The organism is Halorubrum sodomense, assembly GCF_900111935.1.
GTDB classification, from domain to species: Archaea; Halobacteriota; Halobacteria; order Halobacteriales; family Haloferacaceae; genus Halorubrum; species Halorubrum sodomense.
In genome coordinates, this window is record NZ_FOYN01000003.1 from 305,800 (window position 1) to 330,390 (window position 24,591).

At 69.6% G+C, this 24,591-nt stretch carries 20 protein-coding genes, 1 tRNA gene and 2 pseudogenes; 15 read left to right on the forward strand and 8 right to left on the reverse strand.

Annotated elements, in window-relative coordinates:
* Nucleotides 1-317: 317 nt before the first annotated feature.
* On the reverse strand, nt 318-458 hold the full coding sequence (locus BM286_RS15650) for a hypothetical protein (protein ID WP_158293497.1): 141 nt from the start codon (nt 456-458) through the stop codon (nt 318-320).
* Between the two features lie 148 nt (nt 459-606).
* On the opposite strand from BM286_RS15650, the gene BM286_RS10975 reads away from it, so the two are divergent.
* Nucleotides 607-825, forward strand: a complete 219-nt coding sequence (locus BM286_RS10975; RefSeq protein ID WP_092922030.1) for a YgaP family membrane protein — start codon at nt 607-609, stop codon at nt 823-825.
* Between the two features lie 37 nt (nt 826-862).
* Here BM286_RS10975 and BM286_RS10980 read toward each other — a convergent pair.
* Nucleotides 863-1,800, reverse strand: a pseudogene (locus tag BM286_RS10980) (SDR family NAD(P)-dependent oxidoreductase).
* 257 nt (nt 1,801-2,057) lie between these two features.
* Here BM286_RS10980 and BM286_RS10985 point away from each other — a divergent pair.
* From BM286_RS10985 to BM286_RS11015, 6 genes and pseudogenes are all read left to right on the forward strand, one after another.
* The gene (locus tag BM286_RS10985) at nt 2,058-2,240 is read left to right on the forward strand and encodes a hypothetical protein (RefSeq protein WP_092922033.1); all 183 of its coding nucleotides are present in this window, start codon (nt 2,058-2,060) and stop codon (nt 2,238-2,240) included.
* Between the two features lie 46 nt (nt 2,241-2,286).
* A complete protein-coding gene (locus BM286_RS10990) occupies nt 2,287-2,523 on the forward strand; it encodes a hypothetical protein (protein ID WP_092922035.1) in 237 nt (78 codons plus the stop codon).
* Nucleotides 2,524-2,771: 248 nt separating this feature from the next.
* The gene (locus BM286_RS10995) at nt 2,772-3,116 is read left to right on the forward strand and encodes a hypothetical protein (protein ID WP_092922038.1); all 345 of its coding nucleotides are present in this window, start codon (nt 2,772-2,774) and stop codon (nt 3,114-3,116) included.
* An 85-nt stretch (nt 3,117-3,201) separates the two neighbouring features.
* A complete protein-coding gene (locus tag BM286_RS11000; RefSeq protein ID WP_092922041.1) occupies nt 3,202-3,588 on the forward strand; it encodes a nuclear transport factor 2 family protein in 387 nt (128 codons plus the stop codon).
* Nucleotides 3,589-3,665: 77 nt separating this feature from the next.
* Nucleotides 3,666-4,403 (forward strand): annotated as a pseudogene (locus tag BM286_RS11005) (SDR family oxidoreductase).
* A 274-nt stretch (nt 4,404-4,677) separates the two neighbouring features.
* Nucleotides 4,678-5,970 carry an MFS transporter gene (locus BM286_RS11015; RefSeq protein ID WP_092922047.1) on the forward strand — a complete coding sequence of 431 codons (1,293 nt, stop codon included), beginning with the start codon at nt 4,678-4,680 and terminating at the stop codon, nt 5,968-5,970.
* 155 nt (nt 5,971-6,125) lie between these two features.
* Here BM286_RS11015 and BM286_RS11020 read toward each other — a convergent pair whose 3' ends face one another.
* Complete coding sequence (locus BM286_RS11020) at nt 6,126-7,298, reverse strand: pyridoxal-phosphate-dependent aminotransferase family protein (RefSeq protein WP_092922050.1); 1,173 nt, start codon at nt 7,296-7,298, stop codon at nt 6,126-6,128.
* 175 nt (nt 7,299-7,473) lie between these two features.
* Here BM286_RS11020 and BM286_RS11025 point away from each other — a divergent pair, with 175 nt between their 5' ends.
* Nucleotides 7,474-8,994, forward strand: a complete 1,521-nt coding sequence (locus tag BM286_RS11025) for a PAS domain-containing sensor histidine kinase (RefSeq protein ID WP_092922053.1) — start codon at nt 7,474-7,476, stop codon at nt 8,992-8,994.
* 42 nt (nt 8,995-9,036) lie between these two features.
* On the opposite strand, the gene thrS is transcribed toward BM286_RS11025, so the two are convergent.
* Nucleotides 9,037-11,013, reverse strand: a complete 1,977-nt coding sequence (gene thrS, locus BM286_RS11030) for a threonine--tRNA ligase (RefSeq protein ID WP_174549005.1) — start codon at nt 11,011-11,013, stop codon at nt 9,037-9,039.
* 187 nt (nt 11,014-11,200) lie between these two features.
* Between thrS and BM286_RS11035 the strand changes: the two genes are divergently transcribed.
* Nucleotides 11,201-12,181 (forward strand): PLP-dependent cysteine synthase family protein, encoded by a 981-nt coding sequence (locus tag BM286_RS11035; protein ID WP_092922059.1) that lies wholly within the window; start codon nt 11,201-11,203, stop codon nt 12,179-12,181.
* A 48-nt stretch (nt 12,182-12,229) separates the two neighbouring features.
* On the opposite strand, the gene BM286_RS11040 is transcribed toward BM286_RS11035, so the two are convergent.
* Both BM286_RS11040 and BM286_RS11045 read right to left on the reverse strand, forming a co-directional pair.
* Complete coding sequence (locus BM286_RS11040; protein ID WP_092922062.1) at nt 12,230-12,652, reverse strand: CoA-binding protein; 423 nt, start codon at nt 12,650-12,652, stop codon at nt 12,230-12,232.
* A gap of 82 nt (nt 12,653-12,734) precedes the next feature.
* Complete coding sequence (locus BM286_RS11045) at nt 12,735-13,334, reverse strand: RAD55 family ATPase (protein ID WP_092922065.1); 600 nt, start codon at nt 13,332-13,334, stop codon at nt 12,735-12,737.
* A gap of 345 nt (nt 13,335-13,679) precedes the next feature.
* Between BM286_RS11045 and BM286_RS11050 the strand changes: the two genes are divergently transcribed.
* The 5 genes from BM286_RS11050 (at nt 13,680) to BM286_RS11070 (ending at nt 22,194) form a co-directional block, all read left to right on the forward strand.
* Nucleotides 13,680-13,754: transfer RNA gene (locus BM286_RS11050), tRNA-Arg, on the forward strand.
* Between the two features lie 190 nt (nt 13,755-13,944).
* Nucleotides 13,945-15,186 (forward strand): hypothetical protein, encoded by a 1,242-nt coding sequence (locus tag BM286_RS11055; RefSeq protein ID WP_092922068.1) that lies wholly within the window; start codon nt 13,945-13,947, stop codon nt 15,184-15,186.
* A 46-nt stretch (nt 15,187-15,232) separates the two neighbouring features.
* A complete protein-coding gene (locus BM286_RS11060; protein ID WP_092922071.1) occupies nt 15,233-17,815 on the forward strand; it encodes a PD-(D/E)XK nuclease family protein in 2,583 nt (860 codons plus the stop codon).
* Nucleotides 17,812-20,703 (forward strand): UvrD-helicase domain-containing protein, encoded by a 2,892-nt coding sequence (locus BM286_RS11065; RefSeq protein WP_092922074.1) that lies wholly within the window; start codon nt 17,812-17,814, stop codon nt 20,701-20,703. The genes BM286_RS11060 and BM286_RS11065 overlap by 4 nt, the downstream gene beginning before the upstream one ends.
* Nucleotides 20,704-20,829: 126 nt before the next feature.
* Nucleotides 20,830-22,194 carry an MFS transporter gene (locus BM286_RS11070; RefSeq protein WP_092922077.1) on the forward strand — a complete coding sequence of 455 codons (1,365 nt, stop codon included), beginning with the start codon at nt 20,830-20,832 and terminating at the stop codon, nt 22,192-22,194.
* A gap of 27 nt (nt 22,195-22,221) precedes the next feature.
* Here the strand turns inward: BM286_RS11070 and BM286_RS11075 are convergent, their stop codons facing one another.
* Together BM286_RS11075 and BM286_RS11080 are read right to left on the reverse strand one after the other, a co-directional pair.
* Nucleotides 22,222-23,331, reverse strand: coding sequence for a radical SAM protein (locus BM286_RS11075; RefSeq protein WP_092922080.1), 1,110 nt, complete (start codon nt 23,329-23,331; stop codon nt 22,222-22,224).
* A gap of 90 nt (nt 23,332-23,421) precedes the next feature.
* The gene (locus BM286_RS11080) at nt 23,422-23,850 is read right to left on the reverse strand and encodes a DUF2249 domain-containing protein (protein ID WP_092922083.1); all 429 of its coding nucleotides are present in this window, start codon (nt 23,848-23,850) and stop codon (nt 23,422-23,424) included.
* Here BM286_RS11080 and BM286_RS11085 point away from each other — a divergent pair.
* A complete protein-coding gene (locus BM286_RS11085; RefSeq protein ID WP_092922086.1) occupies nt 23,849-24,589 on the forward strand; it encodes a helix-turn-helix domain-containing protein in 741 nt (246 codons plus the stop codon). The genes BM286_RS11080 and BM286_RS11085 overlap by 2 nt on opposite strands.
* Nucleotides 24,590-24,591 lie beyond the last annotated feature (2 nt).

Here is a 24,591-nt window from a genome sequence, read left to right on the forward strand (position 1 = left end):
CATGATCAACACGACTATGACAACGCAACCCATGTACGGAAAACGGCACAGTGAAACGGCCAGCGACCGCTTTTGTTGGAATCGCGCCCGGCCCGTACACTGAACCGCAGAGCGACAGCGATGCGGTGAGGGAACCGGACGGAAGCGATTTGAAGTAGAGAAGTCGCAGCGCGAGCGAAGCGAGCGATCGTTTTTTCGTAGTTCACGATCGCGCCCGGCCCGCTTCTTCGAAATGGTGAGCGACGCGACCCGTCGGGCGGACCGCGTCTCGCCTGCGCCGGACCGACCGCGGTCTGAACCGCACCGCCTGCGGCCGGTCACTCGTCGCCGCCGTCAGTCAGGATCTCCACGTCGGTGGCCTCTTCCGGTTCGGAGAGCGACGGGTGCTCGACGACCTCTTCGGACTCCGCTTCCTCGTCGTCTCCGGACCATTCGTCTGCGTGGTATCCGTGGCACATGGTACGACACAACATACGAATTCCGGACGATTAAACTCTCGGTCGCGCCCGGGACGCGGCGCTCGCGGTCGGGTTCTGGCGGTCGGCACCGGCGCCGACCCGGGCGTCCGGCTCAACGCTTTTGCCGGCGCGGCACCGACGATCCGATGTGAAACGAAACGTCGGCCGGATCGACGCGATGGCCCGGATCGGCGGCGGCGTCGCCGTCGCGCTTCTCGCCGTCCTCGTCGCGACGACGGACGTCAGCGTGCCCGTCGTCTCCGCCGTCGGGCTCGCCGTTGCCGGCGCCGTGCTCGTCGTTGAGGGCGCCACGCGGCGGTGCCTGCTGTACCGCGCCCTCGGCATCGACCGCTGTCCGATGGACTGAGACGGGGGACCAGAGCGTGGGGGGCACCTCGAACTCGTCAGGGAGCCCTCTGCGACGCGTCTTGGCCGGGCTCCGCCGCTGCCAGCGGGGGCCCGACGCCGAGCAGCTCGGCGCTCACCTCCCAGAGCCGGCGCACCGCGGTCTCGTCGCGGGCGGCTCGCGACGGCGTCGCCGGGCGCCGGTCGGCGAAGTACCGCCCCGAGACGTCCGCCGTCTCCGGCGACAGCGCCGGGACGAGGAGCTCGGCGGCCCCCTCCGCGACGCTGGTCACGAACGGGAGCCGGTCGAGCGTGCCCAGGAGACGCGGTACCGGTCCCGGGAGGAACCGGCTGAACCCGCTGCCCGGGATCGCACCCGGATGGACGCTGTTGGAGGTGACGTCTCGGCCGGCCGCGTCGAGCCGGGCGGCGAGCTCCCTCGCGAACAGGACGTTCGCGAGCTTGGAGTGGCCGTACGCCCACGTGGCGGAGTAGCCATCGACCGCCCGGACCCGCGTGAGGTCCAGCACCGTCCCCCGGTGCGCGGCCGATGCCGTGGTGACGACCCGGGCATCGGGGCGCAGGTGGTCGAGAAGCTCGGCGGTCAACAGGTACGGCGCGAGGTGGTTCACGTGAAAGGTGTACTCGACGCCGAGCTCGGTCGTCCTCTCGTCGCGGAAGAACCCGCCGGCGTTGTTGATCAGGACGTCGAGACCGTCGGTCCCGTTGCGCACGGTCGCGGCCAGTTCGCGCACGGAACCGAGGTCGGCGAAGTCGGCCCGGACGAACCGCCCGTCAGCGCCGCCGCGGCGAGCTCGTCAACGACCGCTCGCCCCGCCTCTCGGTCGCGGCCGTGGACGATCACGTCGGTGCCGAGCCGTCCCAAGGCGAGCGCCGCGGTACGACCGATCCCGCTCGTCGAGCCGGTCACGAATGCCTGCCGGCCCGTACAGTCAACATCTTCGACGCCCGCGATGCGCTCCGGGTCACCGGTCATGCGGTCATTTTGTTCCGGAAGCACTTGAGCGCGACCACGATCGATCGAGCGCGTCTCTCTCCTCGCCTCACTTCGCGAAGTAGCTGGTGAAGAGGCCTGAGGGGAAGGAGCTGATTGCCACCGGCAGCGGGAGCTCCGCCGTGCCCTCTCCCTCTGTCGGCGGCCGCGCACCGGTCGGCGGCGGCTCGTCGCCGACCGGGCGTCAGCCACGCGCATCGCCGGTGGAGCATTTACCTGTCGAGGATGTACGGTAACACATGGCGTCCATCGACGCGGACACGATGATGATCTGCGCCGGGGTGCTGCTCAGCGCCTTGGCGTTCGCGGAGGTCTACTCGACTTGGAAGAAGACCCGACGGACCGGGCCGCGGGAACGCGACTCCGACCCGGGGAGCGCGTCGGAAGGGCCGACTCAGGAGGGGTCGAGTCCGAACGGCTGAGCCGGTCCGGGGAAACCTCTTTACGGTTATAGAACCACCTGAATATATGGTTGATTCAGACGACGTTCCGACCGAGGTCGTAGACGATATCGACGCGAACGGACTGGGAACCGCCGTGATCGCGTCGATCGGCTCCGTCGCGCTCGCCCTGTACTTCTACTACGTCCGCGGAGACAAACAGCGCGGACAGTTCGTCGGGCTCTGGCCCACGACCATCCTCGCGGTCGCGTCGTACTTCAAGCTCGAAGAGATCCGCCAGAAGCTCGACGAGCTGGACGCGTAGGCCGACGCCGCGCGACCGCGTTCGAAACGTAGCGCGGACGACCGACGCATCCTGTGACGCGACCGATGTCGTCCCGTGAGACGGCGATCGATAAGGCCTCTGGGGCGCCGCCAGTCCGACCCGCCGGGGCGTCGCGCTGTCGGTCCGCTGACTCGCCGTCATGCCCGACGTGCTGGCAGCCGGGGGTTCGGGTCGACTCGACGCCGCCCCGGCGCAACGTCTAAAGACGCCCTAGCCTACCGGTAAATATGGAGTTAGAGACCGCGGAGGCGGCGGACCCGGACGTACTCCGGGATCGACTCCCGCCGGCGCCGGGAGAGTGGACGCGCAGCGCCGACATGACGGGCACGGTCGAGTATCGGCTCCCGAGCGGTGAGAGCCCTTGTACCGCGGCGAAGCTGACCGTCCGCCCGGACGTGCTCGGTGACGGGACCGTCAGAGTGGACAAGACGGTCGGCTGTCGCGGCCTCGGGACGGACCGATACGACGACCTCGACGCGGTCGTCGCGGCCGCCGACTACGAACTCGCACACGTCCTCCGCGGCCTCGGCGCGGACCGGTCACGGGAACTGACCTCTCGGGGCGACGGCTAGCGTCGCGGTCGCGGTCGGCGGGATCCGAGAGCGCGGACCGCCCGCGACCCCCGAACACTTCTCCGCACAGCGCGTGGCGTCCCGTATGAACGCACGCGAGACCGTCCGCTCGTACTACGACGCGCTCCGTGCGGGCGACCCGCTTGCGCCGTACGTCGCCGACGAGCGCGACGGCGACGACCCGTACGTCAAGTTCGGCGTCTCGGAACGGCTCATCGGGAGCGACCGGATCCGCGAGGGACTCCGGACGCAGACCGAGACCACGACGGACTGGCGCGTGACCAGCCGCGACCTCCGCGTCACGGAGCGCGGCGACCACGCGTGGTTCAGCGACGCGGTCGCGATGGCGTGGACGGACGCGGAGACGGGGCGACGCCGCGAGTTCGACACCCGGTGGAGCGGGACGCTCGCCCGACGGGACGAGGGGTGGCGCTTCGTCGGCCTCCACGTGAGCACCGCCGACGAGTTCTGACCGCGGGGCTGCGGACCGCTCTGTGCGGGAGCGCGCGACGGTGATATTTTATCACCCCCGCTGCCGATCGGGCGTCCATGACGGACCTCGACGAGGCGGCGGCGGTGATAACCGGAGCGAGCTCTGGAATCGGCGAAGCGACGGCGCACGCGCTCGCGGAGCGCGGGGCGAACCTCGTCCTCGTCGCGCGGCGGCGCGAGGCGCTGGAGTCGGTCGCGGAGGACGTGCGCTCGGAATACGGCGTCGAGGCGGTCGTCGCCGACGGCGACGTGCGCGAGACGGCCACCTCGGCGGCGGCGGTCGAGACCGCGGTCGAGTCGTTCGGCGGCCTCGACGTCGCCGTCGTCAACGCGGGGCTCGCCCGCGGGAGCGACGTGGCGTCGATGACCGACGAGGAGTACTTCGCGATGTAGGAGACGAACGTCGACGGGGCGTTCTTCCTCACGCGCGAGGCGCTCCCGCACCTCAAGGAGAGCGGGGGGACGCTCGTCGCGGTCGGCAGCTTCGCCGGGGAGTTCCCCCGACCGTTCAACCCGGTGTACGCCGCCACCAAGTGGTGGATCCGCGGATTCGCCCACAGCGTCGCGGCGCAGGCCGGCGACGACGGCGTGGCGGTCTCGGTCGTCAACCCCTCGGAGGTCCGGACCGAGTTCGGCAGCGAGGACGGCGAGGCGTTCGAGGAGCGGTTCGAGCCGGGCAGCGCCACCGAACCCGAGGAGGTCGCCGAGGCCATCGCCTTCGCCGCGTCGCGGCCCGGCTCGTCGGCACAGGAGATCGACCTCTACCGGCGGGACAAGTACGCCGACACGATGTGAGCGAGGCGGTGCGAGGGCACCGGGGTCGGTCGAGGCGTCGGTTCAGCGGTCGGTCGAGGCGTCGTGGCCGCCGATTCGCGCCCCGCACTCCGGACAGATATCGTCGGCACGGGAGTCGGAGAGGTCGCACTCGGGACAGCGATCGCAGGCTGATTCGCCCGCACGAGCGCGTCTCTCCGAGGCGATAATAAATGCGACGGCGGTTCCTCGGTCTCTCGACGCCCGAAGGGTTTCGAATCGTAACCCCTTTTGAGGCGGTGGGCGGCGATCCGGTGTGAGCAACGCGACCGACGGGGCGAGTCGCTCGCAGTTCTGGGCGCTCTACCTCACCCGATTCGCGGAGGGATTCGGGTTCATTACGCTCATCACCCTGTTGGGGACGTACATCAACACGCTCGACCCGCAGGCGACGACGGTGCTGGGCGTCACCGTCTCGGCCGGGTTCGTCATCGGGATGTACACCACGGGATTCACGCTCGCGCAGACGGTCGCGGTCGTTCCGCTGGCGTGGGCCGGCGACCGATACGACAAGCGCACCGTCCTCCTGGCCGTGCTGGCGGTCGGCGCCGGCGTGTACGCGCTGTTCCCGCTCGTCGACTCCTCCGGTTCGTTCATCCTCGTCCGCGCCCTTCAGGGGTTCGCGGTCACCGGCGCGGGGCTGATGACGCTGTCGCTGGTCGGACAGATCGCCGACGTGGGCTCCCGCGCCGAAAAGATCGGGAAGGCGAACGCCGCCTCCTTCGCGGCCTCCATCGTCGGCTCGCTGTCGGCCGGGGGGATCTACGACGCGGTCGGTTTCGGTCCGATTTTCACGATCATCACGGTGCTGATGGTCGCGGCGTGGAGTGTCACCTGGGCCGTCCTCGACGAGGACGACACGCGCATCGAGGGGTTCCCGTTCTCGGATCTCGCCGTCAGCCGCCGGATCCTCACGATGACGGGCTTCCGCGCCCAGTACGCCTTCGCCGTGACGATGGTTCGGACGTGGGTTCCGATCTACGTCAGCACGGAGATGGCCGCCGGCGGCCTCGGCGTCACCGGTATCGCCATCGGCGTCACCGTCACCGCCGAGAAGGCGACGAACATGGTCGGGCAGCTGTTCACCGGCCGGCTCTCGGACGCCTACGGGCGGTCGCTGTTCGTCTTCGCCGGCGGCGGCGCTTACGGGGCGATCGCGATGGGGATCCCGTTTTCGGCCGCCATCGGAACCGCGGTCGGCGCCGGCGTGACGCTCCCGATCCTCGGTGAGTTGCCGCCCGCGTACCTCCCGCTGGTCGCCTTCTCGGGGCTGCTCGGCGTCGCCGACTCCTTCCGCGAGCCGGCGAGCATGGCGCTGTTCGCGGACGAGGGGACCGACGACGGCAGCGTCGCATCCAGCTTCGGCATCCGCGAACTGGTGTGGCGCCCCGGATCCGTGGCCGGCCCCCTCATCGCCGGCTGGCTGATGGTCGAGGTGAGCATGGGCTCCGTCTTCTACGTCGGCGGCGCGTTCGCGATCACCGGCGTCCTCACGTTCCTCGCGATCCTCGCCAACGAACACGGGCGCGCTGCGCTGACGGCGTGGTAGGACGCCTCGCGACTCGACCAGAGCACCGCAACTGTTCACCTCCGACGAAGTGGAACGCCTCGATCGGAGGGTCGCGCGTCTCCTCGCCGTCGCCTTGACGGAGCGGTCCCGTTCGCTCGCCGGGGTGGCGATCCCGGTGCGCCCTCGCCCCCGCTTCAGGCCTCGTGCCCCTGCGCCGCGAGCGCGTCCTCCAGCGCGGCGAGGACGTACTCGACGTTCTTCGGCCGGGCGGAGTAGCCCATACAGCCGATCCGCCAGATGTCGCCCTCCAGGTCGCCGAGGCCCGAGGCGATCTCCAGGTCGTACTCGTCGAGGAGGCCGTCGATGACGGCCCCGTCGTCGACGCCGTCAGGTACCTGTACCGCGTTCAGGCTCGGGAGCCAGTACTCGTCGGGGGCGTTCATCTCGAGGCCCAGGTTCTGAAGACCAGCCTTCAGGTCACCGGCGACCGATCTGTGGCGGGCCCATCGCGACTCGATCCCCTCCTCGGCGACGAGGCGGAGCGCCTCGCGGAGCGCGTACACGTTCGTGATCGGCGCGGTGTGGTGGTACGAGCGGTCGTCGCCCCAGTACCCCTCGAGCAGCGAGAGGTCGAGGTACCACGACCGAGGGCGCTCCTCGCGGTCCAGCACCTTGTCCATCGCGCGGTCGTTGAGGGTGAGCGGGCTCGCGCCGGGCGGACACGAGAGGCACTTCTGCGGACCGGAGTAGGCCACGTCGACGTCCCACTCGTCGACGCGCATCTCGACGCCGCCGAGCGAGGTGACGCAGTCGGCGATCACGAACGCGTCGTGGTCGTGCGCGATGTCGGTCAGCTCGGGGACGTTCGGCTGGAGGACGCCCGTCGACGTCTCCGCGTGGACGAACCCGAACACGTCCGGCTGGTGCGCGTCGAACGCGCGCTCGACGTCGACGGGGTCGAGGGGGTCGCCCCACGGCGCCGACACCTCGACGACCTCGCCGCCCGCGCGCTCGGCCATCGACTTCATCCGCCCGCCGAAGTAGCCGTTCGTCGGGACGAGCATCGTGTCGCCCGGCTCGACCAGGTTGCCGATGGCGGCCTCCATCGACGCCGACCCGGTCCCCGAGACCGGGATCGTCCACCGGTTGTCCGTCCGGAAGGTGTACCGCAGCAGCTCCTGGACCTCGTCCATGATCTCGACGAACGAGGGGTCGAGGTGGCCGACCAGCGGCGTGCTCATCGCCTTCAGGACGCGCGGGTGGACGTCGCTCGGACCGGGGCCCATCAGCGTGCGGTCCGGCGGCGTCAGCTCCCCGACCTCGGGCGCTCGCTCGTCGGCGTCGCGTTCGGTGCGGGCGTTCGACATACGTCGGATCGGGACGAGCGGCGTGAAAAGTCCGACGGAACCGGGGACGTTCGGCGCGAAACGGCCCCGCTCGTCGAGCGAGGCCCGTCGCGCGTCGGCAGGGAGCGCCGTCTGCGAGCCGGTTCCCCTCCGCGAATCCGGGGCACCTAAACCGCCGCGCCGCGTACCCGCTCGCATGTCCGACCCGGCGCGTGGATCGACCTCCGATCAGGACCTCCAAACGGTCCTCGATCGGATGGCAGACGGGTTTTTCGCCCTCGACTCGGGCTGGACGGTCACGTACGCGAACGAGGAAGGGCGTCGGATCCTCCGAGCCGCGATGAGCGACGACGCGGTCGGCCCGACGGGATCGGTCGAGGGGTGCCACCTCTGGGACTCGATCCCCGGATCCGCCGACACGGAGTTCCACGACGAGTACCACCGGGCCATGACGACCCAGGAGCCCGTCTCGTTCGACTCGTACTACGAGCCGTTAGACACCTGGTTCGAGGCGCGCGTCTTCCCGTCCGACAGCGGCCTCTCCGTCTATCTCCGCGACGTCACCGACCGCCGCGAGCTGGAGCAGCGGCAGGAGGAGAGTCTCCGCGCCATCCAACGGCTCTACGCGGTCTCGTCCGACCACGACCGCACGTTCGAGCAGAAGGTCGAGGCCATCCTGGCGCTCGGCTGCGAGTACCTCGACGTGCCGAACGGCTTTCTCACTCGGATCGAAGACGCGACGCAACACGTGGAGGTGTCGCACGCCGAACACCCCCTGTTACAGCCGGGCGAGACCTGCCCGCTCGACGAGGCGTACTGTAAGCGGACCATCGAGCGCGACACGCTGTTGACGGTGGTCAACGCGACCGAAGAGGGGTGGGCAGGGGACCCCGCTCACGAGAACTTCGGGCTCAAGACGTACATCGGCGGGAAGGTCGAGGTCGACGGCGATCGGTACGGGACGCTCTGTTTCGCCGCCACGACCCCGCGGGGCGAGCCGTTCACGGACACCCAGCGGACGTTCGTCGAGCTGCTGACGCGCTGGGTGAGCTACGAACTGGAGCGGCAGCGCGCGGCCGAGCGGCTCGAACGCGAGCGCGACCGGCTCGACGAGTTCGTGAGCGTCGTGAGCCACGACCTCCGGAACCCGATCACGGCCGCGAGGGGCCGGGTCGACCTCCTCGCGGAGGAGTCCGACAGCGAGCACGTCGAGCCGATCCGGCGGTCGCTCTCGCGGATGGAGACGCTCATCGAGGACCTGCTCGCGCTGGCGCACGAGGGGAACGCCGTCGACGACCCGGAGCCGGTCGACCTCGTCGCCCTCGCGACCGCCGCCTGGGAGACGACCGACAAGCGAGGCGGCACGCTCGGGGCGACCGTCGAGGAACTCGAGGTTCTGGCCGACGAGGCGCGGCTCCGACAGCTGTTGGAGAACCTGTTCCGAAACGCCGTCGAACACGGCGGCGACGACGTGACCGTCACCGTCGGGCCGCTCGCCGACGGCGACGGGTTCTACGTGAGTGACGACGGACCGGGAATCCCCGAAGACGACCGCGAGCGGGTGTTCGAGACCGGGTTCACGACGGCGACGGACGGAACGGGGTTCGGCCTGAACATCGTCGCGGAGATCGCCGAGGCGCACGGCTGGGACGTGCGCGCGGTCGAGTCGGAGGAGGGCGGCGCCCGGTTCGAGATCACCGGCGTCGAGTCGGCCTGACCCCGCCCCGCGTCACCAGCGACCCGGTCGCGACGCGGGAGTTCACTCGGCGTCGACGAAGTCCGGTTCCGTCCGCTTCTCGTCGCGTTCCTCGACGAGGTGGTCGACGAACTCGTCGAGGTCCACGTCGCCGCGCTGGTTCTCGAAGCGGTCGCGCACCGAGACCGTGCCCGCCTCCTGCTCGTCGTCCCCCACGATCACCATGTACGGGAGGCGGTCGTCGTGGCCCGCGCGGATCTTCCGGCCGACGGTCCAGTCGCGGTCCTCGACCTCGACGCGGAAGCCCGCGTCTTCGAGCTCGTTTTTCACGCGGTGGGCGTAGCCGAGCGTCTCGTCGGAGACGGGGAGGATCCGGACCTGCTCCGGCGCGAGCCACAGCGGGAAGTTGCCGTCGAAGTGCTCGATGAGGACCATGAAGAAGCGCTCGTAGCTGCCGTACAGCGCCCGGTGGATCATCACGGGCTGGTGGTCCTCGTTGTCCTCGCCCGTGTAGGTGAGGTCGAACCGGTCGGGCATGTTGAAGTCCAGTTGGACGGTGGGCCCGTCCCAGACGCGGCCCAGCGCGTCCTCGAAGCCGAAGTCGATCTTCGGGCCGTAGAAGGCGCCGTCGCCGGGCTCGACGTCGTAGTCGTAGCCGCCCGACTCGAGCACGTCGCGGAGCTGCTCCTCGGCGGACTCCCAGATCTCGTCGCCGCCGACGGACTTGTCGGGACGGGTCGCGAGGGCGACCTCGACCTCTAAGTCGAGCGTCTCGACGACCTCGAATATCATCTCGATCACCGACTCGATCTCTTGCCGGATCTGGTCGGGACGGACGAACAGGTGGCCGTCGTCGATGGTGAACGACCAGACGCGCGACAGGCCGGAGAGCTCGCCGCGCTGCTCTTTCCGGTACACCTTCCCGTTCTCGAAGTAGCGCTGCGGGAGGTCGCGGTACGACCACGACTGCTGGTCGAAGATCGTCGCGTGGCCCGGGCAGTTCATCGGCTTCAGCCCGTACTCCTCGTCGTTGACATCGAGGAGGAACATGTCGTCCTCGTAGTTCTCGTAGTGGCCCGACCGCTTCCACAGCTCCGTCCGGAACACGTGCGGGGTCTCGACCTCCTCGTAGCCGTTCTCGCGGTTGAGCTCGTTCGCGAACTCCGACAGCTCGCGCAGCACGGTCTTCCCCGGCGGGTGGTACAGCGGGAGGCCCGGCCCGGTCACGGTGGGGATCGAAAAGAGGTTCATCTCCTGGCCGATCTTTCGGTGGTCGCGCTCCTGGGCCTGCTCGCGCAGTTCGAGGTACTCCTCGAGGTCGGACTCGCTCGCGAAGGCGGTGCCGTACACCCGCGTCAGCGCCTCGTTCTCCTCGTCGCCGCGCCAGTAGGCGGCCGACACCTCCAGCAGGGTCGCGGCGCCGATCTCGCCGGTCGACTCGACGTGCGGGCCCTGACAGAGGTCCTCCCAGCCGTCTTGGACGTAGAAGGTGACCTCCTCGCCGTCGGCCTCCTCGTCGAGGATCTGGCGTTTGTACTCGTTGTCGGCGTAGATCTCTTTCGCCTCCTCGCGCGACCGGACCTCGCGCTCGATGTCGTAGTCGGCCGCGATGATCGCCGCCATCTCGTCCTCGATGGCGGCCAGGTCGTCCTCGTCGACGTCGACGTCCGTGACGTCGTAGTAGAAGCCGTCGTCGGTCGGCGGGCCGATCGTCAGCGTCGCCTCGGGGTGGAGCCGCTGGAGCGCCTGCGCGAACACGTGGGCCGCGGAGTGACGCAACACCGTGAGGTACTCGTCCGACTGGTCGGTGACGATCTCGATCCGGTCCCCGTCGCCGACCTCGGCGTGCTTCTCGACGAGTTCGCCGTCGATCTTCCCCGCGACGGTGTCGCGACCGAGCCCGGGGCCGATCTCGAAGGCGACGTCCTCGACTGTCGACCCCGCCGGAACGGTCAGCGCTGATCCGTCCGGCAGGACGACCGTCACCTCGGCCTCCGCATCGGTCTCGCTCATACAGTGTCGCAGCCGGACGACCGGCATAAGTGTGTTCGATCCGCGGCGCGGAGTCACACGGTCGGACAGTCGCGGCGGTTCGCGACGGTCGCGGCGGTCCGCCGCGATCGTCCGCGCGATCCCACTTCCCGGCAAGCCGCGCCGCCGCTTCGGATCCCCGGATCCGGACGGAGCGATGGCAACACACAAATCCGGCGGCAACGTTTGCCGGCCTATGACCGATCATCGGGAGCCCCTGTCGTCGGTGTCGGAGACGATCGGGGAGACGCCGCTCGTCGCCGTCCACGACGCGCCGGACGCGGTGCCGGTGTACGCCAAGCTGGAGTCGTTCAACCCCGGCGCGAGCATCAAAGACCGGATCGGGAAGTACATGCTCGAACGCATGCTGGAGCGCGGCGACGTCGGCGAGGGCGGCACCGTGGTCGAGCCGACCGCGGGCAACACCGGGATCGGGATCGCCGTCGCGGCCGAGCAGCTGGGGCTGAACGCGATCTTCGTCGTCCCCGAGCGCTTCTCGGTCGAGAAACAGCAGCTCATGCGCGCGCTCGGCGCGGAGGTCGTGAACACGCCGAGCGAGGACGGGATGGGGCTCGCGATCGACCGCGCGCACGGGATCGCCGAGGAGCTCGACGACGCGGTCGTCCCCCAGCAGTTCTCGAACCCGCTCAACGCCGAGGCGCACTACGAGACGACGGCGCCCGAGATCGACGAGGCGCTCGACGGCGAGGTGGGCGCGGTCGTCGCCGGCTGCGGCACCGCCGGGACGCTGATGGGGATGGCCCGCTACTTCCGCGAGCAGGACCCGGACACCCACGTCGTCGCGGTCGAGCCCGCCGGCTCGGCGTACCGCGAGTTCCTCGGCGAAGACGTCGAGCACGAGGCGTACAAGACCGAGGGGATCGGCACGCACGACGTCGAGCGGAACGAGCTGTTCGATCCCGACCTCGTCCACGAGATCGCGGCGATCGACGACCGCGACGTCCACGAGGAGATGGGGCGGCTCGCGGCCGAGGAGGGCCACCTCGTCGCCTCCTCGTCGGCCGCGAACGCCATCGCGGCGAAGCGGGTCGCCCGCGACGTGCGCGACGGCGAGATCGACGCTCCGCACGACGCCGTCGTCACCGTCTTCCCCGACTCCTCCGAGCGCTACCTCTCGAAGGGCGTCTACCGGAGCTTCGAGGAGTGGGAAGGGTAGGCGGCGCGCCGATCGCCCGCGGCGGCGCCGGCCTCAACCCGATCGGCGCTATCCGCGTAGCCGACCGTGTTCGACCTTGATACAGCGGTCCTGGACCACGTCGATCCCGTCGGCCTCGGCGGCCGCGGCCGCCTCGTCGTGGCTGATTCCCAGTTGGAGCCAGGCCGCACCAGCGTCGCCGCGCGCCGCGTGCCGCTCGCGGACGGCGTCGAGTATCTCCGGGACCTCGTCGCTCGGCCGGAACACGTCCACGAGGTCGATCGGGCCTTCGACGTCGCCGATCGCGTCGTACGCCGGTTCACCGAGGATCTCGTCGGCGAACGGGTTCACCGGAATCACCCGGTAACCCCGCTTCTGGAGGTAGGCCGGCACGTCGTGCGCGGCCTTTCCGGGGGTCGTCGAACAGCCGACGACCGCTATCGTCTCGGCGTCGAGCAGTCGGTCGAGCCCCGCGTCGTCGGTGATTGGCATGGTTCCCGCTTCGATCGCGAGGCGATTAAACGGATCCCCCGATCGTCGCGGCGAGGAGGTGGAGGGGTTTCACTGACCGCGATCAGGGGAGACGGATCTCGGGCTCCGCGTCCTCGTGGACGGTGACGATCCCGTCGAACAGCTGTTTGAGCGTGTTCATCGCCTGGTCCTCGTGGGCCGTCGAGTCGATGCTGAACAGCCCGAGGCCGTCGACGCTCTGGACCCGGCCGGTGAACACGTGGAGGAACCGGAACACGGTCTGGAGGTCGGCGTACATCAGCAGCGTCGACAGCGAGTGGACCATCACGCGGTTCCGCTCGATACCGCGGTCCCCGAACGCCTGGAGGAACTCGGAGAGCTTGATCCCGATCCCCGTCATGTCCACCGGGGAGGAGGCGTACTTGATCCGGTCAGACTCGCGCGCGTCGCCGCCCTGCTGGCGGGTGACGCAGTCGACGACCGCGACGGGTTTCCCCTCGTATGGCGTCCGCTTCTCGTAGTCGCGGAGCACCCGGTCGGCACCGTCCTTCGTGGTGACGACGATGGCGCCCTCGTCGCGGTCCGTCCCCGCGGCGAGCGTGTCCATCATGATTGATCGCTTCCCGCTGAGCGGCGGCCCGGTCAACAGAATGTTGGTCCCGGGTTCGACCTCGGCGTCGAAGTGTGGCGTCAGCTCATACATGGACGCACCTCGAAGGCGACGACACCGGCGCGAACCACTCGTTCGGCTGGAAGGCCGTACGACCAGAACTCATCTACTACCGAAACATGCCCGCTCCGAATAATATTCTTTTTGATCGGCCCTTGCGAGGCGACGGCGCGCCTCGGCGCGGCGGTGGACCCGATCAGCCGCCGGATTCGGGCGCCGACCCGAGACCGCACGCCGCCGGATCGCGGGGACGTGTCACGTGGACGTGTCACGTCCTCGAATCGATCGATCGTCGTCGCCGGCGCGGAACCGACGGACTGCGGGGCGGGGATTTCGAATCGCGGGACTTAACACCCGCTTAGGAGTAACGGGAACCGAGGGCGCTTAGCTCAGTTTGGACAGAGTGCTTGGCTTCGGACCAAGTTGCCACGGGTTCAAATCCTGTAGCGCCCATGATTCCTCGACGGACGGAGCGAGGGGCTACATCCGGCCCGAATGTTCTGAACGAGACCGCGGCGAGCTCTGCGGCTCGATCGTAGGAGGTCGTACTCCGAATGCTGATTGCCACGTGGCTGACTGCTCGTTTTCTCCGGGCCGCACCGTTACCCCCACCTTCTTGAGCCGGTGATGACATCGTAGCCTCATGGCAAGCGCGGCGTCACCGCTCTCGGAACCGCGTGTGTTGGCGCACGCGAAGCGCCGCCTGTTCCCCGACGACGCCGACGACGGGTACGCAGTCGTCGATACCCAGTTCTCCTCCGACCAGTGGCTCGCCAACGAGTCCGTCGATCCGAATGTCACGGACGAGCTGGCGCCCTTCAACCACGTCCGCGTCGGCTCTGGATACCCGGATCTCGTCGGTGTGCGGCTGCTGAGCGACGAGTTACTGGCCGTGGACCGCCTCGGCGACGACCCACCGCTGATGGTCGTCGAAGCGAAGGGCCACACGAATCGGAGCGACGCCGACGTCGAGCGCGGAATCGTCCAGGCGTACGACCGGCTCCACGAAGCGAACGCCGCGTACGTTGCCGCGCCGGCGAACGCCGTCTCCCAGTCCGCCCGGACGCTCGCTCGTGAGTTGAACGTCGGTATCCTCGGCGTCACTCCCGACGGCACCGTCGATCCGGTCGAGACCCCGCGCGTCGTCGGGAACCGAACGACGACGGAGACGACGGCCATCCGATTCCAGGCCGGTGCCCAGGGCGTCGCCGGCAAGTCGTTCGGCCTCAACCACCCGAAGAACTACCTCGCGTATCCGCTCGCCGTCTCCCACGACCGGGACACGGAAGAGATCCTCGCGGAGCACGTCGTGCGCGCCACCGACGACGCCAGAACCGGGGCGGCCTTTCTGAACCTCATCGACGACCGACCCGCCCCGACTCGACTGACTCCCCTCGGCCGGGAGGTCGTCCGGTTCGCGCTGCGGGAGTACGGGTCGGTCGCGGACGCACTGCGAGCGTTCGACGACTGGAAGCGCTCTCGGGAGCGCTTCTGCGACCTGGCGCCGAAGTGGGGCATGCTCACCAGACGCGTCGTCTACGACTATCCGGCGACGCAGCTCCTCGTCGAGGAGCTCCAGCACATACACGAGGACGGGATCGGCGAGCCGAGTCTCCCGGACGTCGTCGAGTACCTCCACGCGCTACACCCGTCGTTCACGGTCGAACTGTTCGTCCGCGGGGACGACGACGTCCGGAGCCGCGTCCTGAACGCCGACGGGGAGCTACAGCGCGAGCCCCTCACCGACGGGAAGGTCTACCACTCACCCACCGTGTTCCAGCTGAAAGCCGTGCTGTATCACGCCGGAATCCTCACTTCACGGGGCGCGGAACCGTCGAATCTGGACCCGGCAAGCGACGTGTGGGCGTTACGCGAGTTGGTCTGATGTCGTCCCCGCTATCTTTTTGTGACTCGTCCGGGTCGCGGTAGTCGTGCCTATTCGGAGAGCGAAACCCGCGGAGTCACTCTACGCGGAGGTCGCCGACTACGACCTCGTCGTGACTCCCGACGCCGCGCTGGCGAGCGCGATAAACCGCCGCCTCGACCGCCCCCACTTCGGAACGTTCGCGACCACGCCGCGCCGCCTCGCAGCCGGCCGGCGCGAACAGGCGGAGGACCGCCGCGCGTTCCTCGAGCTGGTCACCGAGACGGACCACGACTGGAAGGCGGTCGCGTACGCCGTCGGGAACGTCCTCCAGTGTTGGGAACACACGGGCCGCCTCGACGCGATCTTGGAGTACGACGCCTACGTCGACGACGCGACCCGCGAGGTCGTGGAGGTGATGCGGAGCCTCCGCACGACGTCGAAGCGCCTCAGCGAGTACACGGTCGACGGGGATCGGTCCGTCGCCGTCGTCGGCCACGATCAGCTGACCGAACTGGAGCGGAGCGTCCTCCCGGAGGAGTTCGACCGCGTCGATCCCTTCACCGACGAGGCGTTCGACTACCCGCCCTTCCACGTCTTCGAGTCGGCGACCGACGTCGTCGCCGCGCTCCTCGACACGGTCTCGGCGCGCAACGCCGAGCACGTCGCCGTCGTCCTCGACGGCGGCGGGAAGTACTCCTCGCTCGTCGAGTCCGCGTTCGAGGCGGCGGACGTCCCCTTCTACGGCGGCCCGGGGTTCGCCGACGACCCGCACCACCGGGCGTTCGTCCGGCTCCTCCGGCTCTGTTTCCGGGGATCAGAGACGACCGTCGGCGACGCCGCCCCGGTCCTCTCGCAGCTGGGGATCGACGCGCCGATCGCCGACCGCGAGCGGCGCCTAGAGGCGGTCGACGGACCGGGCGTGGCGTGGCTGCGCGCGTTCCGCGACGGCGTCGAGGACCGGACGTTCGCCGAGGCGCTCGACGCGTACGCGTCCGAGGCCGGCGTCGAACTGACGCGCTTCGACGAGGAGTTAGAACGGCTGGGGCTCGCCGACGACCCCGTGACGGACGGCGCCGTCGACCGCCTCGCCTACTACCTCCAGACGTACGAGGTCCCGGTCGACAGGGACAACGAGGGCGTCCTCCTCGCCGACGCGAAGTCCTCCGCGTACGTCGACCGTCCCGTCGTCTTCCACCTCGGCATGGGCGAGGAGTGGACGCACTCGGCCCCCCAGCGGCCGTGGGTGGACACCGAGGCGCAGTTCGACCGCTACGTCGGGAGCTTCCAGCGCCTGCTCCAGAGCGGCGACCGGCAGTACTACCTCGTCCAGGACGCGGCCGGCGGGGAGCCGATCACCCCCTGCCTGTATCTCGGCGACCTCCTCGACGAGGAGTTCGAGCGGTTCAGCGACCTCGACTCGATCGAACACCGGCGGCGTCCGCGGTCGACGGGCGCGGGGTTCGAGCGCGAGTCGACGGGGGTCGACGCCGAGACCGTCGAGACGGTCAGCCAGTCGACGCTCAACAGCTACGTCAACAGCCCTCGAGACTACTGCTTCGGGCGGCTCCTCGAAACCCCCGACCGGGAGCGGTTCGTCGAGGGGACCCTCTTCCACGACTTCGCTGAGTTCTACGTGAACCACCCCGACGTCGTCGCGGCGGCCGACGCCGACGACCTCGTTGACGCCATGATCGCGGAAGCCGAGGCGTTCTTCTCGGCGGCCGACGAGCCGCTCCGCCGCCGGACGTACCGCATCGGTCTGGACCTGATAACGGAGTACCTCGACGAGGAGGGGCCGGCGTCCGACGACTTCCTCACGCCGGCGTCGGGGTGGGGGACCAACTTCTTCGCCGACTACTTCGACGAGCCCGTCGATTCCCCGCTCACCGAGCGCTGGTTCGAGGACGACGCCCTCGGCGTGAAGGGGAAGATCGACCTCGTGCGGTCGCCGACCGACCTGCTCGATTATAAGAGCGGGCGCAAGAAGCGACAGACGCAGGTCGTCAAGAGCGCGGCGCTCGACCCGCCGGCGGACGCGCCCGACTTCCAGGCCGCGCTGTACCTGACCTACTACCGGACGGTCCGTCCGGACGAGCGGCTGGAGTTCACGTTCTTCCACTTCCTCGAACCGATGGCCGACGCCGTCGCGGGCGACGTCGACCTCGACGACGCGCTCACGACCGTCACCTACCACCCGAACTCCTTCGACGAGTACGTCGGCTCCCGGGAGGCCTACGAGACGCTGCTCGACGGGTACAACGACTGCGGAGAGACGTTCGAGGACCTCGGCTACGCCGCCTACCGGGAGATCGCGGCGTCGCTGACGTTCCCCGAGACGACGGACCGAGACGACCTGCGCGACTCCGAGTTCGCCGACCGGTTCACCGCCGCGGTCGACGCGGCGACGTCCGCGGAGGTCGACGCCGAGAAGGGCGCGGACCAGGCGGTCCGGGAGCTCAACGGGGTCCGCAAGCGGGCGTTCTTCCGCGAGGACCTGGACGCGTTCGAGTCGTTCGTCGACGAGCGCCTCGACGAGCTCAACGCCCGGCGGGCGGGCGAGGAGCGGTTCCCGGTCGACGGGCTCGCGGGCGAGCCGAACTACCGGCGCGTGGACAACCGCGACCTGCTGTTAGAGGGCGACCGATGAGCGGGCCGACGCCGAACGACGCCCAGCGGGAGCTCATCGAGCGCACGGAGGGCTCGTACCTCGTCGACGCCGGCCCGGGCACGGGGAAGACGTTCGCGATCACCCGTCGCTACGGGACGATCGTCGACCGCCCCGACGTCGAACCGGCGGACGTACTCCTGGCGACGTTCACGCGGAGCGCAGCGACGGAGATGAAAGAGCGGATCGTCGACCACAGCGCGTACGGGCTGCGGGAGCTGGCCGACGCGCCCATCCGGACGTTCCACTCGCACTGCCACGAGATCCTTCGAGAACACGGGCACGCCGCCCCGACGCACCTCGGCCTCGACGAGCGGATCACGGGCTCGACGCGGATCGTCGAGGACGACCTGATCGAAGGCGAGCGGTTCCGCGAGTTCCTCGGCGGCTTCCGCGACGACCACCCGGAACACGCCGACTTCTATCGGGCGCTCTCCGCCCCCGGCGAGCTGCTCGACCTGATCGAGGAGCTCGCGTCGAAGGGGATCTTCCCGACGACGGACGGGTGGTACCGGGACGGCGAGTCCCACCTCGACGGGGAGTTCGAGGCGTTCGAAGCGCGGTTCGACGAGGCGAATCAACCCCGGAACGACGGCCGGAAACAGTCGAAGCTGCGCGAGGACCTGAGTCGGTTCGGTCGGGACAAGGCGTACCGCGCGGACGCGCCGTCGAAGTCGACGCTCCGGGGCGGCCGTGGGACGAAGCGGCTCGACGACGACGTGGCGCGGCAGGTCTTCTACGAGGAGCGCGACGGGCTCAAGGCGTTCGTCCACGACGTCTACGTCGAGTACCTGCGGTTCGCGCTGCGTCGCAACTACCTATCCTTCAGCTTCCTCCAGCTGTTCGCGTTCGTCCTCCTCTGCGAGGACGAGCGCGCCCGCGAGGCGGCGGCGTTCGAGTACGTCATGGTCGACGAGTTCCAGGACACGAGCGAGGTCCAGTTCAAGCTCGCGCTGCTGTTGTCCGGGACGGACAACTTCTGTGCGGTCGGCGACTGGAAGCAGAGCATCTACTCGTTCCAGTACGCGGACGTTGACAACATCTTGGAGTTCGAAGCGCGGCTGGAGCGGTTCGCCGCGGACCTCAACGACGACGCCGACCGAGTCCCGTTCGAGACGGCCGATCCGACCCGGATCGAACTGCGCGAGAACTACCGGTCGACGGAGTCGATCATCGACCTCTCCGAGCGGGCGATCGCGACGCCGGCGTCGAGCGGCGAGACGGTCGAGGCCCCCCTCGACGACGTCGTCGAACTCTCCGCGAACGCCGCCTTCGACAACACCGTCGTCGAGGGGATCCGCCACGAGGACGAACACGAGGCCGTCCTCTCGAAGGTCCAGGAGATAGTCGGTAACGACGACTACGCGGTCGAGGGCGAGGACGGCGAGCCGCGCCCGCCGGAGCACGGGGATATCGCGGTGTTCACGCGCACGCGGGACTACGGCCGAGAGCTGCTCGACGTCGCCGCCGAGTACGAGTTCCCGATGGCGTACGACGGCGGGATCGAGCTGTTCCGGACCGATCCGGCGAAGCTGCTGCTCGCGTGGCTCCGGATCCTCGAATCGGACGCCGACCGCGGCTGGGCCGTGGTGCTCGAGCGGGTCGGGTACGCGTTCGACGAGATCGATCACGTGCTGGAGACGGAGTCGTACCCGACCGACACGGCGGAGTTCCGCGATTCGCTCCGCGAGTTGGAGTCGGTCGGCGCGGTGGCGCGCCGCGTCCTCGACCGGTACGGATTCACGGGCGACGTCGCGGACGTCCTCCTCCATGCGATCCAGTCGGTCCACGACTCGACGACGGTCACGCGCGGCGAGCTGATCCGGTTCATCGAGCGGGGCGTCGAGACCGGCAGCACGGTCGACGTCCGCGCGACCGCGGGCGACGACGCGGTGACCGTTCAAACGATTCACACGGCGAAGGGACTGGAGTATCCGATCGTCGTCATGGCGAACATGAACGAGGGGCGCTTCCCGCCGCGGACCGGCGGATCCAGCGTCATCGAGTACCGGGACCCGGTGGGACTCCGACAGCGGAAGCTGTACTCGGAGGAGGGCGCTCACCCACACGTGTACGACAACTGGCGGCACGACGTCATCAGGCGCTGTCTGCCGCGCGAGTACGACGAGGAGCGCCGCCTGCTGTACGTCGCGGTGACGCGCGCGGAGAGCCACGTCGTGTTCGCGGCCGGTGAGGACCCGAACGCGTTCCTCGACGGGCTCCCGGTCGAGGTCGAAGCGATCGAGCCGCGCGTCGAGCCGGTCGACCGCGGCGACCCCGCCGACGCGGAGCTGCCGTTCGCGGTGACGGCGCCAGACGGGCCGGTCGGCCACACGCCGCACTCGCTGATGGACGAGACGGTGTTCGAGGCGGCCGGAGAGCGCCGGGAGGCCGGCCCAGATCACGAATCCGAACCGGAGACGCGGGGGACGGAGTTCGGCTCGCGCGTCCACGACTTCGCGGAGGCGTACGCGCTCGGCGACGACGTGACGCCGTCGAACGACCACGAGCGACGGGTCGTCGAGTTCGTCGACGGGCTGTCGGGCGAGCTGTACGTCGAGGAACCGGTCACGCTTCCGATCGAGGTCGACGACCGTCGGGTCACCGTCTCGGGGATCGCGGACCTCGTCCACGAGACGCCGGATCGGATCGAAGTCGTCGACTACAAGACGGACTCGACGCGGCGCGCCCAGTCGGAGTACGAAACGCAGCTCAGCGTCTACTACCACGTCCTCGACGAGTGGTTCGCGGGGAAGGAGGTCTCGACGAGTCTGTTCTACACGACGGACGGGACGCGCGAGCGGATCGAACCGCTCTCGCTCGAGGAGCTGCGCTCGCTCGTGCGAGCGACCGGGTCGGACGGTGACTGACCCCGACCGACGGAGGTGGATTTTTGCCGGCTCGAACCGGAGATCAGGTATGCTCGCTTCGCTCGGCCCGCCGACTCCGGTCGGGGCCGGCGACACAGACCGTCTCGAACCGCGGGGACGCGACGCGTGAGCGAAGACGCCCCCGCGACCGGCGCGACGTCGTCCGGAGCGCTGGACGCGTTCCGGCGGTTCTTCGCGTTGGAGCGGGACGTGCTCGTCCTGTCGGCCGCGATGTTCGCGTTCAGCCTGGGGTTCCAGATGACGAACCGGTTCCTCCCGGAGTACATGGTCGCGCTCGGCGCGTCGGGGTTCGTCGTCGGCCTGTTCGGCACGTTCGGCAACGTCATCTCGGCGCTGTACCCGTACCCGGGCGGCGCGGTCTCCGACCGGATCGGGTCGCGGTACGCGCTGACCGTCTTCGGACTGCTGTCGACCCTCGGCTTCGCCGTCTGGGTGGTCGCGCCGGGGATCGGTTCGGTCGCCGTCGCGGGCGTGACCGTCGAGCCGTGGGCGTGGATCTTCGTCGGCCTGACCCTCGCACAGGCGTGGAAGTCGTTCGGCCTCGGCGCGACGTTCGCGGTGGTCAAGCAGGCGACCGACCCCTCGCGGCTGGCCGCGGGATTCGCCAGCACGGAGACGTTCCGGCGGACGGCGTTCCTCGTCGGCCCGGTGCTTGCCGCCGTCCTCATCGGCCTGCGTCCGGAGTTCACCGTCAGCTTCCGGTTCGTCCTCGGTGTCGCGGTGGTATTCGGCGTCCTCGGCACGCTCGTCCAGCACGTCCTCTACGACGCGAGCGGCGACAGTTTCGGCGACTCGTTCGCGGGGCTCGACCGGATTCGTCGGGACCTCCGCGAGATGCCCGAACCCCTCCGCCCGCTGCTCGTCGGCGACACGCTCGTGCGGTTCGCGAACGGGATGGTGTACGTGTTCTTCGTGCTGGTGGTCACCCGGTTGTTCGAGGTCGGCCTCGACGCGACCGTCGCGCTCGGCGGGTTCGCGTACGACGTGAGCCTCTCGTCGCAGGCGTTCTTCGGCTACCTCCTCGGCGTCGAGATGCTCGTCGCGTTGCTTATCATGGTCCCCGCGTCGAAGCTCGCGGAGCGGGTCGGGCTCAAGCCGGTCGTCGCGGTCGGCTTCGCCGTGTACGCCGTCTTCCCCGTCGTCCTGATCTACGCGCCGGCGCTGGCGGGCTCGGCGCTGCCGCTGTCCGCGGTGATGGTCGCCGTCTTCGCGTTCTCCGGCCTCCGGTTCGCGGGGCTGCCGTCGCACAAGGCGCTGATCGTCGGGCCGGCGGAGCGCGGCGCCGGCGGCCGCGTCACGGGGACGTACTACCTGCTCCGGAACACGATCGTGATCCCGAGCGCCGCGGTCGGCGGGTACCTGTGGGACTTCGTCAGCCCGGAGGTCGCGTTCACCGTCGCGGCCGTCATCGGCCTCGTCGGGACCGGCTACTTCCTCGCGTTCGGCCGGGAGTTCGAGGCGTACGCCTGAGTTCGAACGCGACCGTGCCGCTCGCACTCAGTCCGCCGGCTCGGGCGGGTCGCCGCCGTCGCCCGCGCCCCGCTGCCGCTCCGGGAGCGGCCCGTCGTACCCCTCGGGGACGTACGGGCACAGCGGGTCGCTGCCGGTCGGGTCGCCGGTGGCGGCGTACGCCCGCGAGCGGCTCCCGCCGCAGACGTGGCGGAACTCGCAGGCGCCGCACTTCCCCGAGAAGCCGTCGGGGTCCCGGAGCGACTCGAAGAGCCCGGCGTTCCGGTAGACGTCGACGACCGATCGCTCGCGGACGTTCCCGGCCGACTCGGGGAGGAACCCGGACGGGTACACCTCGCCCGTGTGGCTCACGAACGCGAAGCCGCGCCCGGCCGTGATCCCGCCGCGGCGACCCGCGGCGCCGTCCGTCTCGCCGTCGCTCGCGCGTTCGATTCCGACGCGGCGGTAGAACGGCGCCTCCGTCGTCTTGACGCCGAACCGCTCCCCGTCGGACACCTCGTGGAGCCACGCCATCGCCTCCTCGGCGCGCTCGGGCGAGACGGGGTCGAGGACGCGGCCGCGACCCACCGGGACGAGGAAGAAGACGCTCCAGAGGACGGCGCCGAGCTCGCGGACGCGGTCGCGGACCGCGGGGAGGTCGTCGACCGTGTCCGCGCAGACGGTCGTGTTGACCTGAAGCGGGATTCCCGCGTCGCGGGCGGCGCGGGCGGCCGCGACGGTGTCCTCGAAGCTCTCCTCGCCGCGGAACGCGTCGTGGCGCTCGCGGGTCGAGCCGTCGAGGCTGAGCGCCATCCGCGCGATCCCGGCCTCCCCAAGCTCGCGGACGCGCTCTGGGGTCAGCGACCGCGTTCCGCTCGGCGTGATCGTCATCCGCAGGCCGAGGTCGTCGCCGTGCGCGACGAGTTCGGTGAGGTCGTCGCGCGCGAGCGGGTCGCCCCCCGAGAGGACGACCAGCTGCCCGTCGCCGAACGCGGCGGCGTCCTCCAGCAGTCGCTTCCCCTCCGCGGTCGTCAGCTCGTCGGGATGGCGCTGCGGGCGCGCGTCGGCCCGGCAGTGGCGACAGGCGAGCCCGCAGGCCTGCGTGACCTCCCAGACGAGGACCAGCGGCCGCCGGTCCGTGTCGAGGTCGTCGAACATCGCTCGCGTACCGATACGACCCCGAGCCGTTTGGGGTCGTTCCCGAACGTGTTCACCCGCCCTCTCGGTGCGCGGAGTCGTCAGGGTCGATCAGGGGTTCGACGCGCTCCCGGGCGACGGATCGGTCGCGCCGGGGTCGCCGGCCGGGGTCCCTTCGTCCGTCGACACACCGTCGCCGTCGTCGGCCGGCCAGACCGCCGTGACGACCGCGTCGGTCGCGTCGGTCTCGACCGCGGCGTAGGCGTAGCCGCGGTCCGCCAGCCGCGGGAAGAGGAACTGCGGCGTCCGGTCGTTGTACTGGACCAAGACGTCGCCGTCGCCGAGCGCCTCGACGCGTTCGAGCGTCTCGCGCAGCGGCTTCGGCGGCCCGAGGTTCCGCACGTCGAGGGAGACGGTCTCCCCGTCCGTCGGCGCGTCGGTCCGCTCGGTCACCGCCCGTTCGACCGCCGCCGGATCGCCGGGTTCTCGGCTCATATCCTGAGGGACGAACCTGATCCCCGGGTCGTTTGTGACGAACATGTTCCGACGGGCGCGGAGCCGAAGGTACTTCCACGCCGGCGCCGAACTCGCGCGCATGGCACAGGCACGCCTCCGCGTGACGATTCCCGACGGGCCGTGGGTCGGAGACGTCTCGCGGGAGTTCCCCGACGCGCGGTTCCAGGTGATGACTGCGACGCCCACCGACGGCGCCGGATTCGCGCTGGTCCGGATCACCGCGGACGAGACGGACCCGATCCTCGACGCGATCGACGACCACGAGACGATCACCCACTCGTCGGTGATGGCCGAGGACGACGGGATGGTCACCGTCCAGGTCGAGGCGCTCGTCCCGCTGCTTCAGGCCGTCGCCCAGCGGGCCGGAGTCCCCATCGAGATGCCGGTCGAGATCCGCGACGGGATCGCCCGCGTCGACGTCACGGGCGACCACGAGCGCGTCGCGAAGTTCGGCGACGCCCTCCGCGACGTCGGCGCGGAGTTCGAGGTCGAGTACGTCCAACAGCGCGTGAACCCGGGAGGGTCCCTCACCGAGCGCCAGCGCGAGGTCCTCTTCGAGGCGGTCGACCGCGGCTACTACGACGTCCCCCGCGAGTGTACGCTCACCGAGGTGGCCGAGCACGTCGGCATCGCCAAGTCGACCTGTAGCGAGGTGCTCCAACGCGTCGAGCGCACCGTCGTCCGCGAGTTCGTCGACGACCTCCCGCGCCGCCCGGTCGACTTCGAGTCGCCCGAGGACGACGGTATCGAGCGGATCCAGTAACG